Genomic DNA, 17,791 nt, shown 5'->3' on the forward strand with positions numbered 1-17,791 from the left:
CGTGCGGGCCCGCCCTCCGGCTCCCGGCGCTCGCGGTTCACGGGCCGGAGAAGGCCGCGTCGAAGGAGGCGGCCGGGGGGTCGAAGTCGTACCGCTTGAGGAAGGAGAGGGCCTCGGGGGCGCCCGTGAGCCGGTCCATGCCCGCGTCCTCCCACTCCACGGAGACGGGCCCGGCGTAGCCGATCGAGCGGAGCATCCGGAAGACGTCCTCCCAGGGCACGTCGCCGTGCCCGGCGGAGACGAAGTCCCAGCCGCGCCGGGGATCGCCCCAGGGAAGGTGGGAGCCGAGGCGCCCGTTGCGGCCGTCGAGCCGCTTGCGGGCCTCCTTGCAGTCCACGTGGTAGATCCGGTCGCGGAAGTCCCACAGGAAGCCGACCGGGTCGAGGTCCTGCCACACGAAGTGGCTCGGGTCGAAGTTCAGGCCGAAGGCGGGGCGCCGGCCGATCGCCTCCAGGGCCCGCTGGGTGGTCCAGTAGTCGTAGGCGATCTCGCTGGGGTGCACCTCGTGGGCGAAGCGCACGCCCTCGGCGTCGAAGACGTCGAGGATCGGGTTCCAGCGCTCAGCGAAGTCCTCGAAGCCGCGCTCCACCATCCGCTCGGGGACCGGCGGGAACATCGCGACCAGGTGCCAGATGGAGGAGCCGGTGAAGCCGACGACGGTGTCGACGCCGAGCGCCGCCGCGGCCCGCGCGGTGTCCGCCAGCTCGCGGGCCGCCCGCCGCCGCACCCCCTCGGCGTCGCCGTCGCCCCAGATCCGGCCGGGCACGATCGCCCGGTGGCGCTCGTCGATCGGGTCGTCGCAGACGGCCTGCCCCACCAGGTGGTTGGAGACCGCCCAGCACTTCAGGCCGTACGCGTCGAGCAGTTCCCGCCTGCCCTTGACGTACGCCGGGTCGGCGAGGGCCCTGTCCACCTCGAAGTGGTCGCCCCAGCAGGCAAGTTCGAGGCCGTCGTAACCGAAGTCGCGGGCGAGCCGGCAGACCTCCTCCAGGGGCAGGTCGGCCCACTGGCCGGTGAAGAGCGTGAAGGGTCGTGGCACGGTCCGGTCCTCCTAGCGGGATACGGGGGTGTACACGGCGTTCTTCGCCGCGCTCTCCTCCACGGCGGCCAGCACCCGCTGGACCTGGAGGCCGTCCGCGAACGACGGCGCGGGAGCCGTCCCCGTGGCGATGGCCGTCACCAGGTCGCGGGCCTGGTGGGCGAAGGTGTGCTCGTAGCCGAGCGTGTGGCCGGGCGGCCACCAGCCCTCCAGATAGGGGTGGCCGGGCTCGGTGACGAGGATGCGGCGGAAGCCGGCCGTGACGGCGGGCTCGGTGTGGTCGTGGAAGGACAGCTCGTTGAGCCGCTCCAGGTCGAAGGCGAGGGAGCCCCGCTCGCCGTTGATCTCCAGGCGCAGCGCGTTCTTGCGGCCGGGCGCCATCCGGCTCGCCTCGAACGTCGCGAGCGCCCCGGAGGCGAGCCGCCCGGTGAAGACGGCCGCGTCGTCGACCGTGACGGGACCGTGCCCCGCGCCACCGGACGCGTGCGGTCCGGCCGACATCCCGACGAGGAGGGGCCGCTCCCGGACGAACGTCTCCAGCTGCGCCGACACCCCGACCAGCGGCTCTCCCGCCAGGTACTGGGCGAGGTCCACGATGTGCGCCCCCAGGTCGCCGAGGGCCCCCGACCCGGCGTGCTCGCGCTCCAGGCGCCAGGTCAGCGGGAAGTCGGGGTCGACGAGCCAGTCCTGGAGATAGCTGAGGCGCACGTGCCGCAGCGCGCCGAGCCGGCCCTCCGCGACGAGCCGGCGGGCGTGCGCCAGGGCCGGCACCCGGCGGTAGTTGAAGCCGACCATGGCCACCTGGCCGCGCTCCCCGGCCCGCGCGGCGGCGGCCGCCATCGCCTCGGCCTCGGCCACCGAGTTCGCGAGCGGCTTCTCGCACAGCACGTGCTTCCCGGCCTCCAGGGCGGCGACGGCGATCTCCGCGTGGCTGTCGCCCGGGGTGCAGACGTCGACGAGGTGGACGTCGTCGCGGGCGATCAGGGCGCGCCAGTCGGTCTCGGCGGCGGCCCAGCCGTGCTGGCGGGCGGCGGCCCGGACGGCGCCGGCGTCCCGGCCGGCCACCGCGGCGAGCACCGGCCGCAGCGGCAGGTCGAAGGCACGGCCGACCGTGCGCCAGCCCTGGGAGTGGGCCGCGCCCATGAACGCGTAACCGATCAGGCCGATGCCGAGCGTCGGCGGGACCCTCTCGCTGTCCCTCTGTTCCATTGGTGTCCTCTCGCAGGCACCGGCCACGGCCGGTGGAGACGTCGGTTCCGTGGCGCGCCGGAAGCGGGCCCCGCCCGGACGGGGCCGGAGGGCCGGCGGACCGCCGGTGGTCCGCCGGACGGCGCTCGCGCCGGTCAGTTGAAGCCGGTGGGCAGGTAGTCGTCGACGTTGTCCTTGGTGACGACGGCGGAGTAGAGGGTGATCGAGGCGGGGATCTCCAGCTCGGACATGCCGCCGATCCCCTTCTTCTGGCCGAGGGCGCGGGCGAGGTCGATCGCGGAGGCGGCCATGGTCGGCGGGTAGAGGACGGTGGCCTTGAGGACACCGGAGTCGGCCTTGATGGCGTCCATGGCGGACTTGGCCCCGGCGCCGCCGACCATCAGGAAGTCCTTGCGGCCGGCCTGGGCGATGGCGCGCAGCGCGCCCACGCCCTGGTCGTCGTCGTGGTTCCACAGGGCGTCGAACTTCTGCTGGGCCTGGAGGAGTTGGGCCATCTTGGCCTGCCCGGACTCGACGGTGAAGTCGGCGGCCTGGCGGGCGACCTTGCGGATGTTCGGATAGTTCTTCAGGGCGTCGTCGAAGCCCTGGGTGCGCTGCTTGGTGAGCTCCAGGCTGTCCATGCCGGCGAGTTCGACGACGGTGGCGTTCGGCTTGTCCTTGAGCCGCTCGCCGATGAAGCGGCCGGCGTTGAGGCCCATGCCGTAGTTGTCGCCGCCGATCCAGCAGCGGTAGGCCTGCGGGGAGGCGAAGATCCGGTCGAGGTTGACGACGGGGATGCCCGCCTTCATGGCCTGGAGGCCGACCTGGGTGAGGGCCTTGCCGTCGGCCGGTAGGACGACCAGGACGTCGACCTTCTTGTTGATGAGGGTCTGGACCTGGCCGATCTGGGCGGCGGTGTCGTTGGAGCCCTCGGTGATCTCCAGGGTGACGTCGGAGTACTTCGCCGCGCGCCGCTTCGCGTTCTCGTTGATGGCGTTGAGCCAGCCGTGGTCGGCCTGCGGGCCGGCGAACCCGATGGTGACGGGGGTGCCGGGCCTGTCGTCGGCGGCGGGCGCGGCGCTCCCGGCGGGCGTCGCGTTCTTGGGCTCGTTGCTGGTGCAGGCGGTGAGGAGGGCCCCGGCGGAGACGGCGGCGCCGCCGAGGAGGAGGTGTCTGCGGCTGGTTTCCGGCATGGCGGTGGATCCCTTCGAGCGGATGTCGGGGAGGGGAGGGGAGAGGAGAGAAGAGGAGAAGAGGGGGAGGTGTCGGGGCGTCAGGCGTCGCGGGCGGCGCGGTGCTGCACGAGGACGGCGGCGACGATGATCGCGCCCTTGGCGATCTGCTGGACGGCGCTCTCCAGGTTGTTCAGGGCGAAGATGTTGGTGATCGTGGTGAAGACGAGGACACCGAGGACGGAGCCGACGATGGTGCCCCGGCCGCCGCTGAGGAGGGTGCCGCCGATGATCGCGGCGGCGATGGCGTCGAGCTCGTACAGGTTGCCGTTGGTGTTCTGGCCGGAGCCGGCGAGCACGATCAGCAGGAAGGCGGCGATGCCGCAGCACAGCCCGGAGAGCAGGTAGAGCTGGAGGCGCTGGCGGCGCACGTCGATGCCGGCGAGCCGGGCGGCCTCCGCGTTGCCGCCCACGGCCACCGTCCGCCGGCCGAACGTGGTGCGGTTGAAGAGGAGCCAGCCCACGACGGTGACGGCGGCGAAGACGAGGACGAGCGGCGGGATCCCGAGGACGTAGGCGTCGGGGAGGCCCAGGTCCAGGACGGATTCGACGGTGACGATCTGGGTCCTGCCCTCGGTGATCTGGAGGGCGAGGCCGCGCGCGGAGGCGAACATCGCGAGGGTCGCGATGAAGGGGACCATCCCGCCGTACGCGACGAGGAGGCCGTTCACGAGGCCGCAGCCCAGGCCGACGACCACCGCCGTGAAGAGGATGCCGGCGAAACCGTACTCCTGGGTCGCCACCGTGGTGGCCCAGACGGACGCCAGCGCCACGATGGCCCCGACCGACAGGTCGATGCCGCCGCTGGTGATGACGAAGGTCATGCCGACGGTGACGACGCCGATGACCGACGCCTGGGTCAGGACGAGTTGGAGGTTGCTCGCGGCCAGGAACTCGTCGGGCCTGGTGACGCCCCCGACGACCAGCAGGGCGGCCAGGACGCCGAGCAGGGACAGGTTGCGGACGTCCGGGCGGAGGCCCAGGGGCCGGCGCGCCGCGGTCTTCCCGCCCGGCGGGGGAGCGAAGGGGGTGACCGGCGCGTCCTGCCCCGCCGGAGTGGTCGACTGTGTCATGCCGTCGGGCTTCCTTCCATCACGAGGTCGAGCACGCGGTGCTCGTCGAGTTCCCGGGCGTCGGCGGTGTGGACGACGGTCCCCTCGCGCAGCACGAGCACGCGGTCGGCGAGCCCCAGCACCTCGGGCACCTCGCTGGACACGAGGAGGACCGCGAGGCCCTCGTCGGCGAGCCGCCGGACGACCGCGTACAGCTCGGCGCGGGCGCCGACGTCGACCCCGCGGGTCGGTTCGTCGAGGAGCAGCACCTTGCAGCCGCGCAGGAGCCAGCGGGCGAGCACCGCCTTCTGCTGGTTGCCGCCGGACAGGGTCCGGATCCGGGCGTCGGGGTCGTCGGGCCGCAGGGACAGCTCGCGGGTCGCCCGCCGGGCGTCCTCCCGCTCCCGCCGCCGGTCGAGCCAGCCGCCGCGCGAGAAGCGGCCGAGGGAGGAGACGGAGACGTTGCGGGTGACGGACTCCATCGGCAGCAGGCCCTGCGCCTTGCGCTCCTCGGGGGCGAGGCCGATCCCGGCGCGGACGGCCGCGCGGACGCTGCCGGGCCGCAGGGGGACCCCGTCGACGAGGACGCGCCCGCCGGTCGGCCTGCGCGCGCCGTAGACCGTCTCCAGGATCTCGGAGCGCCCCGATCCGACGAGCCCGGCGAGACCGACGATCTCGCCGGGGCGCAGCTCCAGGTCGAGCGAGGTGAACTCCCCCTCCCGGCACAGGCCTTCGACGCGCAGGACGGGTTCGGCCGGGGCGGCCGCCGTCGGCGCGGGCCGCTCGGGGAAGACGTACTCGACGCTGCGGCCGGTCATCAGCGTGACGACCTCGTCGGTCGAGGTGGTCTTCGCGGGCAGTCCGCCCGCGACGGTCCGGCCGTCCTTGATGACGGTGACCCGGTCCCCGATCCGGCGGATCTCCTCGAGCCGGTGGGAGATGTAGACGACGGCGACCCCGTCGGCGGTCAGGTCGCCGACGGTCCGGAACAGGTTGTCGACCTCTTCCGGGTCGAGGGCGGCGGACGGCTCGTCCATGACGATGAGGCGCACGTCGTGCGAGAGGGCGCGGGCCATGGAGACGATCTGCCGCTGGGCGGCGGAGAGTTCGCCGGCCCGGCGCGCGGGGTCGATCTCGCCGTGGCCGAGGCGTGCCAGGAGGCGCGCGGTGGCGGCGCGGGCGGTCCGCGCGCGGACGACGAAACCCGCGGAGGTGGGCTCGTGGCCGAGGAAGACGTTCTCGGCGACGGACAGCCCTTCGACCAGGTCGAGTTCCTGGTAGATGGTGGCGATGCCGAGGCGCATGGCCGCGATCGGGGAGCCCGGCGTCACGTCGCGTCCGCACCAGGTGATCGTGCCGCCGTCCGGCTGGTGGGCGCCGGCGAGGACCTTGATCAGGGTGGACTTGCCGGCGCCGTTCTGGCCGAGGACGCAGTGGACCTCTCCGGCCCGGACCTCCAGGTCCACGCCGTCGAGGGCGCGGACTCCTGGGAACGACTTGGTGATGCCGGACATGGTGAGCAGGGGCGGTTCTGGTGCCATGACGATTCCTCGGCTGTTGCGGGCCGTGAGCGGGCAGGGCGGACGCGAGGGCGGGGGCGTGACCGGATGTTCCGACGGCGCTACGGGGCCGCGGCGATGGGGGGCGTACGGGTGGCGCGGGGCGTACGAGGAGTACGAACGGGTGCGGGCGTACGGGTGGTACGAGAGGTGCGGGCGTACGAGTAGTGCGGGGCGTACGGGTGCTACGAACGGTGCGGGGCGTGCGGGTGGTACGGAGCGGTACGGGACGCGCGTGCGGCGGGTCGTACGGGGGTGCCCGGGCGGCACCGGGCGGTGCTCAGGTGCTCGGCACCTCGTGGCGCCGTCGTACTCGGCGCCTCACGGCGCCGGTGTGCCGGACACCTCGCGGTGCCGTCGTGCTCGGCACCTCGCGGTGCCCGCCGGTCCGGATCAGGCCGGCGAGAACAGGTGGTCGCTGATGAGCCGGGCCGCGCCGGTCACGCCGGCGGTCGAGCCGAGCTCGCCCAGGACGATGGGCAGGTTCCTGGTCGCGAGCGGGAGGGAGCGCCGGTACACCTGGGTCCGCACGCTCGCGAGGAGCGTGTGCCCGAGTCCCGTCACCCCGCCCCCGATCACGACCATCCCCGGGTTGAAGAAGCTCACCAGACCGGCGATGACCTGGCCGACCCGGTCACCGCCCGCCCGGATCAGATCCAGGGCCGCGGCGTCCCCCGCCGCGGCGGCCGCGGAGACGTCCGCCGCCGTCAGCGCGCCGGCGGCCTCGAGCCGGGCGGCCAGGGCGACCGAACGTCCCTCGCGCGCCGCGTCCTCGGCGTCGCGGGCGAGCGCGGCGCCGCCGAAGTGGGCCTCCAGGCATCCCCGGTTGCCGCACCCGCAGGCCCGGCCCTCCGGATCGACCTGGATGTGCCCGATGTCGCCGGCGCTTCCCGTCGTACCGCGGTGGACCTCTCCGCCGACGACGATCCCACAGCCGATGCCGGTGCCGATCTTGACGTACAGGAAGTCGCCCACGGACCGGGCGACGCCCGCGTGCTGCTCTCCCATGGCCATCAGGTTGGCGTCGTTGTCGACCATCACGGGGCATCCCAGGTCCTGGCTGAGCGCCTCCCGGACGGGGAACCCGTCCCATCCGGGCATGATCGGCGGTGCCACCGGGACGCCCTCGGGGAAGCGGACGGGGCCCGGCACGCCGATGCCCGCGCCGTCGAGCCCGTCCGTCAGGCCCGACGCCTTGAGCTTGGCGACCATCGACAGGACCTGCTCGAAGACCGCGACGGGGCCCTCGCGCACGTCCATGGAGTGGTTGAGGTGTCCCAGGACCTCCAGTTCGGCGTTGGTCACCGCGACGTCGATCGACGTCGCGCCGATGTCGACGCCCAGGAAGCGGAGTTCGGGAGCGAGCCGGATGTTGTGCGAGCGGCGTCCGCCCCGGGAGGCGGCGAGTCCGTCCGCGACGACGAGGCCCGTCTCCAGGAGCCGGTCCACCTCGACCGCGAGCTTGGAGCGGGAGAGGTCGACCTGATCGCCGAGCTGGGCACGCGAGTTGGGGCCGCCGTCGCGCAGCAGCCGGAGCAGGCGGGCCTGATGCGCGTTCGCGGGCCGGGCCGTCATGCGCCTCATGTCCCCCTCCTCTCCTCGTTCTCGCTTCGCTTTCGAGGGGAACGTAGCAGTGCTCCACCGGAAGGGGAAGAACTTGCGCACAGTTCCACTTCGACTTTTCCCACCCGCAGGACAAAGAGAGGGTGCGTGCGGGCCGTACGCCATGGCGTACGGCCCGCACGCACCCCGTTGTCACCTCAGGGAAGGGTCCCTAGGGAAGGGCCCACTTCTGGGCGCTCGTCCCGTTGCAGGTCCACAGCTGGACCTTCGTCCCGTCCGTCGTGGCCCCGCCCGCGACGTCCAGGCACTTGGCGGACTGCGGATTGCGCAGACTGCCGTCGGCCTGGGCCTGCCAGGTCTGGGCGCCCGATCCGTTGCAGGTCCACAGCTGGACCTTCGTGCCGTCCGCCGAACCGCCGTTGGAGACGTCCAGGCACTTGCCGAGCACCTTCAGTGCGCCGTCCCCGGACACCGTCCACCGCTGGGCCCCGGTGTCGTTGCAGCCCCACGTCTGGATCTTCGTGCCGTCCGCGGTCTGGGAGTTGTCGACGTCCAGGCACTTGTTGCCGAGCCCTCGGATCTCTCCCGTGGGCACCCCGCCGGCCAGCCGGTTGAGGGTGTACCAGGCCTCGGTGCTCCACAGGGTCTCCCCGGTGGCCGAGCTGAAGGGGCGCGGCGAGCGGACGTGCACCACCCGGTCGGCCTTGAGGCCAGGGATGGCCAGGGTGACCGTCTTCCGGTCGGCGGAGAGGGTGGCCGACTGCGCGGTGAGCGTCTCCTCGCCGATCTTCGGGCCGCCGTAGTCGGCGGTCGGCGCGTAACGCCACTGCTTGATCGTGTAGCGCTTGGCCAGATCGGTGGCCGTCTGCGTCGACAGCGGCTGGGTGTACTCCAGGGCGAAGCCGCCCGGTACGGCCCGCATGGCGCGGATGTCGAAGGCGTTGGCGCCGTTCGGGGACAGCTTCTGCAGGCCGAAGGCGAGCTTGCCCTCCTGGCCCCAGTTGCCGCCCGCGCCGAGCCCGCCCGCGTACAGCGCCCCGTCGGGGCCGACGCTGATCCGGGTCACGCCCGCCTCCAGGCCCTGGGTGAGGCGGAAGACCGCGCCCTGGTACTCGCCGCCGACCTTCTCCAGGAAGCCGCGCTGCACACCGCCGTACGTCACGTCTCCGAACAGCATCTGCCCGGCGAACGGTCCGTCGGTCAGCTGGAGCGGGGTGCTGGGGGAGTTGGCTATCTCGTTCTGCGGGAGCCAGAGCACCGGTTTGGTCACCGGCCGGGAGTCGAAGGGGCCGGCCGGGTTCATGTAGTGGTTGAAGAAACGGTCCTGCTTGATGTGCACCAGCTTCGACGAGGGCAGCCAGCCGCCCTGGTTGTCGGTGACGAAGATGCCGCCCTCGGGGCCCCAGCCGATGCCGTTCGGGGTGCGCAGGCCGCCGGCCACGTACGCGATCTCGCCGGTCTGCCGGTTCACCTTGACGGTGGTCCCGCGGTTCGGCGCCGGCTGCGGGTTCGTGGTTGCCCCGCCGTAGTTGATGGAGACCGACAGGTTCAGGTAGAAGAACCCGTCCTTGTACAGGAGCCCGAAGGCGAACTCGTGGAAGTTGCCGCCGAAGGGCCAGGTCGCGACCCGCCGGTACTGGTCGGTGACCTCGTCGCCGTTGGTGTCGTTCAGCTCGGTCAGCTCGTGCTTCTGGGAGACGTAGAGCTTGCCGTCGACGTGTTTGATGCCCATCGGCTCCTTCAGGCCCGAGGCCACCTTCTTCACCGTCACCTTGTCGGGGCCGGTGTTCCCCGTAACATTGCCGAGCAGGTAGACCTCGCCCGTGGTGTTGTTGCTGCCGCCCCAGGTGGTCACGGCCAGCCGGCCGTCCGGCAGCCAGTCCATCGCGGAGACCTGCGGCTCGAAGCCCTTGGGGCGGAGGTCGGTGAGGGTGTAGTTCGGGTGCACGCCGGTGAGCGGCAGGCCGTCGCCCGGCGTGTCCGCGATGCCCTCGCACTCCTTGCGGCCCGGTGCGGTCACGCGGACGACGTCGGCGTCCGTGCTCAGGGCCGAGTTCGGTACGACACCGAACCCGGCGGCGCCCGGCGGCTTCCAGGACAGCGTGATCTGCTGGCCGCCGTCGCGCTCGAAGTGCTCGATGCGCAGCGCGTGGGAGCCCGCCGTCAGGTTCACGGTCGCGTCCTTGGGATCGGGACCGTGCAGGCCGTCGTGGTTGATCACCACTTGGTCGTCGATCAGGAGGCGGGAGCCGTCGTCGCTGGCGAGGCGGAGGGTGTAGCTCCCCGTCTGCGGGACGACGATGTTGCCGACGACATGGGTGACGAAGTGGGTCTCCAGGCCGAAGTCGGCCGGCGTGGACCAGTCGACCACCGGCATCAGCTTGTCGATGTTGGGGGTCTGCCCCGGCTTCAGCACGCAGAGGTTGTTCAGCGGGACCTGTACGTCGAAGACGCGGAGCGTCACCCCGGGCGTCTGCGGCGGGAGTTCGGCGGCGGACCGGCCCTTGAGCGTGGAACCGGCCGGCACGGCCGAGCCCTTCACGCGGGCGGGCCTGTTCGCGCCGTAGGGATCGTCCGCGGGGGCCCGCGTGTCCGGTGCGGCCGGTGAGGTGGGGGAGGGGGGAGCGGTCGGGGAGGCCGGAGAGGCCGGGGAGACCGACAGGGCGGCGGTCAGTAACGAGGCGAGGAGCGTTCCGGCCAGGCGGCCGGCCGATCGTGGGGAGTACAGCCGTGGATGCACGTGACCTCCTGACGGCCCTTCGGGACGCGAAGGGCTCGATCGGGCAAGTGGGGGATCCATCGCTGCCGGGACGCGCCGTCGCCCCGGACTCGGAGGCGCTGCGGGCGGATTCGAACGGGACCGCACCGTCGCGTCGGACACAGTAGGGACTTCTCCCGACACCGTCCATACTTTGTCCTCGACCCGCATAAAGTGACCGGGCTGCGGTGATCACCGCCCTTTTCGCCGGACGGACGGGTGCGATCACCGCCCCTTTCGCCGGACGGACGGGCACGATCACCGCCCCTTTCGCCGGGCGGGCGGACGTGATCGCCGCCCCTTCCTCAGGTCGAACGGGCGCCTCTCCCCGGCCGGACGGCCACGGCCACCGGCTCCCGCTCCCCGGTGACGAGGACTTTGTCCCGTGCAGGGAAAAAGTGCCGGAAACTCGCGCGCAGCGGGTTACGGACTTCGACAAAGCCCGCTAACTTCCTTGAAATGAACCGGTCATGAGCTGCGGGCCGGTCCCTACGGCGTGACGGCGCACGCCCGTAGTCCCTCGGCAGCACGCTGAGGCTGCCACCACCCCCACCCCCACCCCTGTCGGGAGACCTCTGTGCGCATGAGAACGCCCGGGCGCGGACGCGCCCGCTTCTTGCTGACCGCCGTGGCCTGCGCCCTCGGCCTTCTCCTGCCGGTGTCCCCGGCCAACTCCGCGCCCGCGCACCGGAACCACGACGCCGGGACCACGGCCGGGACCGGGACCACGGCCGAGGCCACGGTCGCGGCCGCCCCCGAGTTCCAGCAGGTCACGCTCGCCAAGGGCGTGGCCGAGACGGGCGAGCCCATGACCCTGGCCGTGCTCCCGGACCGCTCGGTCCTGCACACCTCGCGCGACGGCACCCTCCGGTTGACCGACGCCGCGGGCACCACCACCGTGGCGGGCAAGGTGGAGGTGTACAGCCACGACGAGGAGGGACTCCAGGGCGTCGCGGCGGACCCCGGCTTCTCGTCCAACCGGTACGTCTACCTCTACTACGCGCCCAAGCTCACCACCCCCGGCGGAGACGCCCCCGCCGACGGCACGGCCGCCGACTTCGCCCCGTACGACGGGGTCAACCGGCTGTCCCGGTTCGTCCTGAGGACCGACGGCACCCTGGACCCCGCCAGCGAGAAGAAGATCCTGGACGTGCCCGCCTCCCGCGGCCTGTGCTGCCACGTCGGCGGCGACATCGACTTCGACGCGGCCGGCAACCTCTACCTGTCCACCGGCGACGACAGCAACCCCTTCGCCTCGGACGGCTTCACCCCGATCGACGAGCGGGCGAACCGCAACCCCGCCTACGACGCCCAGCGTTCGTCCGGCAACACCAACGACCTGCGCGGCAAGGTCCTGCGGATCAAGGTGAACGCCGACGGCACGTACACGATCCCCACCGGCAACCTCTTCCCGCCCGGCACCGCGAAGACCCGCCCCGAGATCTACGCGATGGGCTTCCGCAACCCCTTCCGGATGAGCGTCGACAAGGCCACCGGCACCGTCTACCTCGGCGACTACGGCCCCGACTCCGGCACCGCGAACCCCGCCCGGGGACCGGAGGGCCAGGTCGAGTTCAACCGGATCACCAAGGCCGGCAACTTCGGCTGGCCGTACTGCACGGGCAACAACAGCCCCTACACGGACTACGACTTCGCCACCGGCGCCTCGGGCGCCGCGTTCACCTGCGCCGCCCCCAAGAACACCTCCCCGCGCAACACCGGCCTCACCGACCTGCCGCCCGCCCAGCCCGCCTGGATCCCGTACAACGGCTCCTCCGTCCCCGAGTTCGGCGGCGGCTCCGAGTCGCCCATGGGCGGACCCGTCTACCGCTACGACGCCGCCTCGACCTCCGAGGTGAAGTTCCCCCAGGAGTACGACGGCGACTTCTTCGCCGGCGAGTTCGGCCGCCGGTGGATCAAGCGGATCGAGGCCGCCGGAGACGGCACCGTGCAGTCGATCAACCCCTTCCCCTGGAGCGGCACCCAGGTGATGGACATGGCCTTCGGGCCCGACGGCGCCCTCTACGTCCTCGACTACGGCACCGGGTACTTCAACGGCGACGCGAACTCCGCCCTCTACCGGATCGAGCACGTCACGGGCGGCCGCGCCCCGGTCGCCCAGGCCCGGGCGGACGTCACCTCCGGCCGGGCGCCGCTGGCCGTCCCGTTCTCCTCGGCGGGCAGCTCCGACCCCGACGGCGACGCCCTGACGTACGCCTGGACCTTCGGCGACGGCTCCACCTCCACCGCCGCCAACCCCTCCCACACGTACACCGCCGACGGCCAGTACACGGCCACCCTCAAGGTCACCGACAGCACCGGGAAGTCGGCGACCGCCTCGGTGCGGATCACCGTCGGGAACACGGCGCCCACGGTCCGCCTCGACCTGCCCGCCGACGGGAGCGTCTACGACTTCGGCGCGGCGATCCCCTTCAAGGTGACGGTGACCGACCCCGAGGACGGCACGATCGACTGCTCCAGGGTGAAGGTCACCTTCATCGTCGGGCACGACAGCCACGGACACCCGCAGACCTCGGCCACCGGCTGCACGGGCACCCTGCGGACCCTGGCCGACGGGGAGCACGACCCCAACGCCAACATCTTCGGCGTCGTCGACGCCGAGTACACCGACAAGGGCGCGAACGGCCAGCCCGCGCTGACCACCCACGACCAGCACGTCACCCAGCCCAGCCACCGCCAGGCCGAGCACTACGGCGAGGCCTCGGGAGTCCAGATCACCACCCACGCACCCGCGCACGGCGGCAGGACCGTCGGCTACATCGACAACGGCGACTGGATCGCCTTCCGGCCCTACGCCCTGGCGAACGCGGACCGGTTCACGGCCCGGATCTCCTCGGGCGGCGCGGGCGGCACCATCGAGGTGCGCGCGGGCTCCCCGACCGGCACCGTGCTCGGCACGGTCGCCGTGCCCGTCACCGGCGGCTGGGAGACCTTCCGGGACGTGAGCACCGCGCTCACCGGCCGTCCGGCCGGGTCCACCACCCTGTACCTCGTCTTCAAGGGCGGCGCCGGATCGCTGTTCGACGTGGACGAGTTCTCCCTCACGACCTCCGGCGCGGCCCGCTCGGGCCCGGTGAAGGGCGTGAACGCCAAGTGCCTGGACGTCGACAACGCCGGCACCGCCGACGGCACGAAGATCCAGCTCTGGACCTGCAACGGCAGCACCGCCCAGAACTGGACGCTCCCCGGCGACGGCACGCTGAGGGCCCTCGGCAAGTGCCTGGACGTGTCGGGCGGCGGCTCGGCCGACGGCACGAAGGTCCAGCTGTGGACCTGCAACGGCACGGGCGCCCAGAACTGGACGCCCCAGGCCGACGGCACCGTGCGCAACCCGCAGTCGGGCAAGTGCCTGGACGCCTCGGGAGGCGTGTGGAACGACGGGACGGCGGTCCACCTGTGGACCTGCCACACCGGAACCAACCAGAAGTGGACCCTGCCGTAGCCCCGCTGCTCCGTAGCCCCACAGACGAAGGAGGCGACCGTTCCATGCGCACCCCCCTGAAAGCGGTTCTCGGCCTGCTGGCCGGCGCCGCGCTCTGCCTGACCCCCCAGGCCGCGGCCCAGGCCGCGCCCCCGGGCCACTCCGCCGTCCCGGCCGTCACGACCGGCGCCGCCGCCGAGGCGCGCGCCGCGGCGGACCCGGCCTACAAGGTCCTCGTCTTCTCCAAGACGGCCGGCTTCCGGCACTCCTCGATCGACGACGGCATCGAGGCACTGCGCGGCCTCGGCACGGCGAACAACTTCACCGTCGACGCCACCGAGGACGCCCAGGCCTTCACGACCGGCAACCTCGGCCAGTACAAGGCCGTCGTCTTCCTGTCGACCACAGGCGACGTGCTGAACGCCGGCCAGCAGACCGCGTTCGAGCAGTACGTCCGGGGCGGCGGCGGATACGTCGGCATCCACGCCGCCGCCGACACCGAATACGACTGGCCCTTCTACGAAGGACTCGCCGGAGCCCTCTTCCACTCGCACCCGGCCGTCCAGTCCGCCACCGTCAAGGTGGAGGACCGGGCACATGACGCCACCGCCCACCTGGGCGGCACCTGGCAGCGCACCGACGAGTGGTACAACTACCGCACCAACCCGCGCGCCACCGCCCGCGTCCTCGCCGCACTGGACGAGTCCAGCTACTCGGGCGGGAACATGTCCGGCGACCACCCGATCGCCTGGTGCAAGGGCTACGAGGGCGGCCGGGCCTTCTACACCGGAGGCGGCCACACCGACGAGTCGTACGCCGAACCCGCCTTCCGCCGCCACCTGCTGGGCGGCATCCGCTGGGCCGCCGGCATGACCGAGGCCGACTGCCGCCCGGAGACCGGCTACACCTCCCTGTTCGACGGCTCGTCCACCACCGGCTGGCGCCAGGCCGGACCGGGCGGGTTCGCCCTCGCGGACGGCACCCTCACCTCCCAGGGCGGCATGGGCCTGCTGTGGTACGCGGGCAAGGAATTCGTCGGCGACTACTCCCTGAAGCTCGACTGGAAGGCCGCCGGGGACGACAACTCCGGCGTGTTCATCGGCTTCCCGGCCTCCGACGACCCGTGGACCGCGGTGAACAACGGCTACGAGATCCAGATCGACGCCACCGACGCGGCCGACCGCACCACCGGCGCCGTCTACGGCTACCGGTCCGCCGACATCGCCGCGCGCGACGCCGCGCTCAACCCGCCGGGCGAGTGGAACACGTACGAACTCCGCGTCACCGGCGAGCGCCTGGAGATCTTCCTCAACGGCCGCAAGATCAACGACTTCACCAACACCGACCCGGTCCGCAGCCTGCGCCAGGGACACATCGGCCTCCAGAACCACGGGGCCGGGGACGACGTCTCCTTCCGCAACATCCGGATCAAGCAGAGCGGAAGCCAGCCCGGACCGCGCACCGGCGAGGTCAGGGGCGTCAACGGCAAGTGCCTGGACGTCGACAACTCCCAGACCGCCGACGGCACGAAGGTCCAGCTGTGGACCTGCAACGGCACCGGCGCGCAGAAGTGGACGCTCCCCGGCGACGGCACGGTGAAGGTCCTCGGCAAGTGCCTGGACGTGTCGGGCGGCGGCTCGGCCGACGGCACGAAGGTGCAGCTGTGGACCTGCAACGGCACGGGCGCGCAGAAGTGGACGCCCCAGGCCGACGGCACGCTCCGCAACCCGCAGTCGGGCAAGTGCCTGGACGCCTCGGGAGGCGTGTGGAACGACGGGACGGCCGTCCACCTGTGGACCTGCCACACCGGCGCCAACCAGAAGTGGGTCCTGCCCTGACGTGACACCCGTCCCGGTGGCGTGCGGGGGGACGCACGCCACCGGGACGGCGGCCTACGCGGCGCCCGCCGCCGTACGGCCCGACCGAGGGTCCGGGCGTACGGCGGGGCGCCGCCCGGCGCGGCCCTCCGGCACCGCCCGGTGCTCTCCCCGGGTCTCCGCCAGGACGAGGTCCACCCCCGCGAGGAGGTCCTCCTCCGCCGCCCTCCGGCGCAGGCGGTGCGCCGCGCTGCCCTGGGCCAGGGCCTCCTCCGCGAGGGTCCGCACGGTGTCCCAGTCCCCGTACTCCTCCAGCGTCGGCCGCAGCCGCCGGACCATGCCGTGCACGACCGCGGCGGCCGGTGCGGCGAGCCGGGTGACGGGGTCGACCAGGTCGCCCTCCAGGCCCGACCGGGCCGCCCGCCAGGTCGCGGCCCGCAGCCACTCGTGCCGGCCGTCGCACCCGGCGTCGCTGGTGGAGGCGATCCGCCCGCACGCGTCCACCACGAGGGCGCGGAAGAGCGCCGCGATCAGCACCACCGTCTCGACGCGCGGCGAGGCGTCGCCGACGCGCAGCTCCAGCGTCCGCAGGTGCGCCGAGGGACGGACGTCGTAGTAGATCATCCCGGGATCGCTGATGACCCCCGAGCCGACCAGCCCGTCCACCGCCCGGTCGTACTCCGCCGCGCCGGGGAAGCACCCGGGCGGGCCGGAGGTGGGCCAGCGCTGCCAGACCATGGTCCGCCAGCTCGCGTAGCCGGTGTCGGCGCCCAGCCAGTACGGCGAGCTCGCCGAGAGCGCGAGCAGCGGCGGCAGCCAGGGGGCGACGGCGCACATCGCGCGTACGGCGGTGTCCCGGTCGGGCACGTCCACGTGGACGTGGGCCCCGCAGATCAGCTGCTCGTCCGCGAGCCGCCGGTACTCCCCGGTCATGCGCCGGTAGCGCGGGTCGGACCCCGGCGGGACGGTGCCGAGCCGGGCCAGCGGCGCGGTGCCCGCCGCGGCGATCGCCAGACCCTGGGCAGAGGCGGCCCCGTCGAGCAGCCGCCGGGACGCGGACAGGTCCGCGAAGAGGGTGTCGAGGGAGGAGTGCACCTCGCTGTTGGACTCCACGACGGACTGGGACAGCTCCCCGGTGAAGACGTCACCGTGCCGGGCCAGCCTGCGGAGCACGGAGTCCGCCCGTGGCACGAGCTCTCCGCTTTCGGCGTCGATCACGTGAAACTCCTCCTCGACCCCGATCCGAACGGTCACGGCGACTCCCTGTGGTCGACTGGTCATCCTCTGCGCGGGCCCCCGCCCGCGTGGCGGCGGCCCGGTGTGTCCGTGCGGCTGCCCGGCCGGACGCGAACCATGCCCCCGCCCCGCCCGCCCGCCGATCGCGGGTCCTCCCGCTCCGGCGACCGGGCCGTGTACCCGGCGCACGAGCGTTCGGTTAACCTGAGCTGTGCCGGGCGGGCCCGGCTCGCGCCAGACCCGGATCCCGGGCCGTCATGGCGGGAACGCAGAGGACGGAACGGGCATAGGCGGATCTCAGGTGAGAGACGGAGACCGGGCGTGCGCCCGTCGCGGACCCGCTGGTGCGGGCCTTCCGGAACGGGTGACGGAGGCCGGGCGCCCCGGCCCGGCGTCCGGGACGGAGCCCCGTGGATAAGATCGCGCTCACGGCCGCCGCCCTGTACGCCATCGTCCTCCTCCGGGCCGGAGGGACGTTCGCCGTCGGGTGGCTCGCCGGTGCCGGTGCCCGGCGCAGCCGGTTCGGCGGCCGGATCTCCTCGGCCAAGTTCCTGCGCGCGGAACGCGCGATCCAGCGGTGGGGCGCGCCGGTGGTGGCCGTCTCCTTCCTGACCGTCGGTTTCCAGACCGCCGCCAACTTCCTCGCGGGCAGTATGCGGATGCCCCTGCCGCGCTACCTCCCCGCCCTCTTCGTGGGGGGAGCGGCCTGGGCGCTGCTCTACGCGACCGTCGGGGTCGGGGCGCTCGAAGTCCTGGGGAGGCTGTTCGCCGAGCGGACGGCCCTCGGGGTCGCCGCGGTCGCCGCCCTGTTCCTCGTGGCCGGCGGCGTGGTGCTCCACCGCAGGCGCCGCACCGCGAGGACCCCCGGGGACGCGGCGGCCGAGGAGTCCTGAGCGGCCCGGACA

The 17,791-nt window shown here is 72.8% G+C and carries 11 protein-coding genes; 3 read left to right on the top strand and 8 right to left on the bottom strand.

Annotation, left to right across the window (positions count from 1 at the left end; genetic code table 11):
* Positions 1-37: 37 nt before the first annotated feature.
* The 7 genes from ACIQVI_RS03750 to ACIQVI_RS03780 form a co-directional block, all read right to left on the bottom strand.
* On the bottom strand, positions 38-1,039 hold the full coding sequence (locus ACIQVI_RS03750; protein WP_351973615.1) for a sugar phosphate isomerase/epimerase family protein: 1,002 nt from the start codon (positions 1,037-1,039) through the stop codon (positions 38-40).
* Between the two features lie 12 nt (positions 1,040-1,051).
* Positions 1,052-2,248, bottom strand: coding sequence for a Gfo/Idh/MocA family protein (locus ACIQVI_RS03755; RefSeq protein ID WP_403590596.1), 1,197 nt, complete (start codon positions 2,246-2,248; stop codon positions 1,052-1,054).
* Between the two features lie 134 nt (positions 2,249-2,382).
* Positions 2,383-3,420: a substrate-binding domain-containing protein gene (locus ACIQVI_RS03760; protein WP_403590599.1), complete on the bottom strand. Its 1,038-nt coding sequence runs from the start codon at positions 3,418-3,420 to the stop codon at positions 2,383-2,385.
* Between the two features lie 80 nt (positions 3,421-3,500).
* Positions 3,501-4,532 carry an ABC transporter permease gene (locus ACIQVI_RS03765; protein WP_403590602.1) on the bottom strand — a complete coding sequence of 344 codons (1,032 nt, stop codon included), beginning with the start codon at positions 4,530-4,532 and terminating at the stop codon, positions 3,501-3,503.
* The gene (locus tag ACIQVI_RS03770; RefSeq protein ID WP_403590605.1) at positions 4,529-6,052 is read right to left on the bottom strand and encodes a sugar ABC transporter ATP-binding protein; all 1,524 of its coding nucleotides are present in this window, start codon (positions 6,050-6,052) and stop codon (positions 4,529-4,531) included. Before ACIQVI_RS03770 ends, ACIQVI_RS03765 begins: the two co-directional genes overlap by 4 nt.
* Positions 6,053-6,463: 411 nt before the next feature.
* Positions 6,464-7,645 carry an ROK family protein gene (locus ACIQVI_RS03775; RefSeq protein WP_403592241.1) on the bottom strand — a complete coding sequence of 394 codons (1,182 nt, stop codon included), beginning with the start codon at positions 7,643-7,645 and terminating at the stop codon, positions 6,464-6,466.
* Positions 7,646-7,844: 199 nt separating this feature from the next.
* A complete protein-coding gene (locus ACIQVI_RS03780; protein WP_403592244.1) occupies positions 7,845-10,175 on the bottom strand; it encodes a ricin-type beta-trefoil lectin domain protein in 2,331 nt (776 codons plus the stop codon).
* A 799-nt stretch (positions 10,176-10,974) separates the two neighbouring features.
* Here ACIQVI_RS03780 and ACIQVI_RS03785 point away from each other — a divergent pair.
* Positions 10,975-13,854: a PQQ-dependent sugar dehydrogenase gene (locus ACIQVI_RS03785; protein WP_403590608.1), complete on the top strand. Its 2,880-nt coding sequence runs from the start codon at positions 10,975-10,977 to the stop codon at positions 13,852-13,854.
* Positions 13,855-13,898: 44 nt separating this feature from the next.
* Positions 13,899-15,671 carry a ThuA domain-containing protein gene (locus ACIQVI_RS03790; protein ID WP_403590611.1) on the top strand — a complete coding sequence of 591 codons (1,773 nt, stop codon included), beginning with the start codon at positions 13,899-13,901 and terminating at the stop codon, positions 15,669-15,671.
* 54 nt (positions 15,672-15,725) lie between these two features.
* On the opposite strand, the gene ACIQVI_RS03795 is transcribed toward ACIQVI_RS03790, so the two are convergent.
* Positions 15,726-16,904: a glutamate--cysteine ligase gene (locus ACIQVI_RS03795; RefSeq protein ID WP_403590614.1), complete on the bottom strand. Its 1,179-nt coding sequence runs from the start codon at positions 16,902-16,904 to the stop codon at positions 15,726-15,728.
* A gap of 392 nt (positions 16,905-17,296) precedes the next feature.
* Here ACIQVI_RS03795 and ACIQVI_RS03800 point away from each other — a divergent pair, with 392 nt between their 5' ends.
* On the top strand, positions 17,297-17,779 hold the full coding sequence (locus ACIQVI_RS03800) for a DedA family protein (protein WP_403590617.1): 483 nt from the start codon (positions 17,297-17,299) through the stop codon (positions 17,777-17,779).
* The last annotated feature ends 12 nt before the right edge of the window (positions 17,780-17,791 follow it).

Origin of the sequence: Streptomyces sp. NPDC098101 (assembly GCF_044760185.1) — a bacterium.
GTDB lineage: Bacteria > Actinomycetota > Actinomycetes > Streptomycetales > Streptomycetaceae > Streptomyces.

Excerpts from the sequence above, each read along its gene's own strand:
- ACIQVI_RS03755 (WP_403590596.1), bottom strand. The coding sequence starts at position 2,248 with ATGGAACAGAGGGACAGCGAGAGGGTCCCGCCGACGCTCGGCATCGGC.
- ACIQVI_RS03760 (WP_403590599.1), bottom strand. The coding sequence starts at position 3,420 with ATGCCGGAAACCAGCCGCAGACACCTCCTCCTCGGCGGCGCCGCCGTC.
- ACIQVI_RS03765 (WP_403590602.1), bottom strand. The coding sequence starts at position 4,532 with ATGACACAGTCGACCACTCCGGCGGGGCAGGACGCGCCGGTCACCCCC.
- ACIQVI_RS03770 (WP_403590605.1), bottom strand. The coding sequence starts at position 6,052 with ATGGCACCAGAACCGCCCCTGCTCACCATGTCCGGCATCACCAAGTCG.
- ACIQVI_RS03775 (WP_403592241.1), bottom strand. The coding sequence starts at position 7,645 with ATGACGGCCCGGCCCGCGAACGCGCATCAGGCCCGCCTGCTCCGGCTG.
- ACIQVI_RS03785 (WP_403590608.1), top strand. The coding sequence starts at position 10,975 with ATGAGAACGCCCGGGCGCGGACGCGCCCGCTTCTTGCTGACCGCCGTG.
- ACIQVI_RS03790 (WP_403590611.1), top strand. The coding sequence starts at position 13,899 with ATGCGCACCCCCCTGAAAGCGGTTCTCGGCCTGCTGGCCGGCGCCGCG.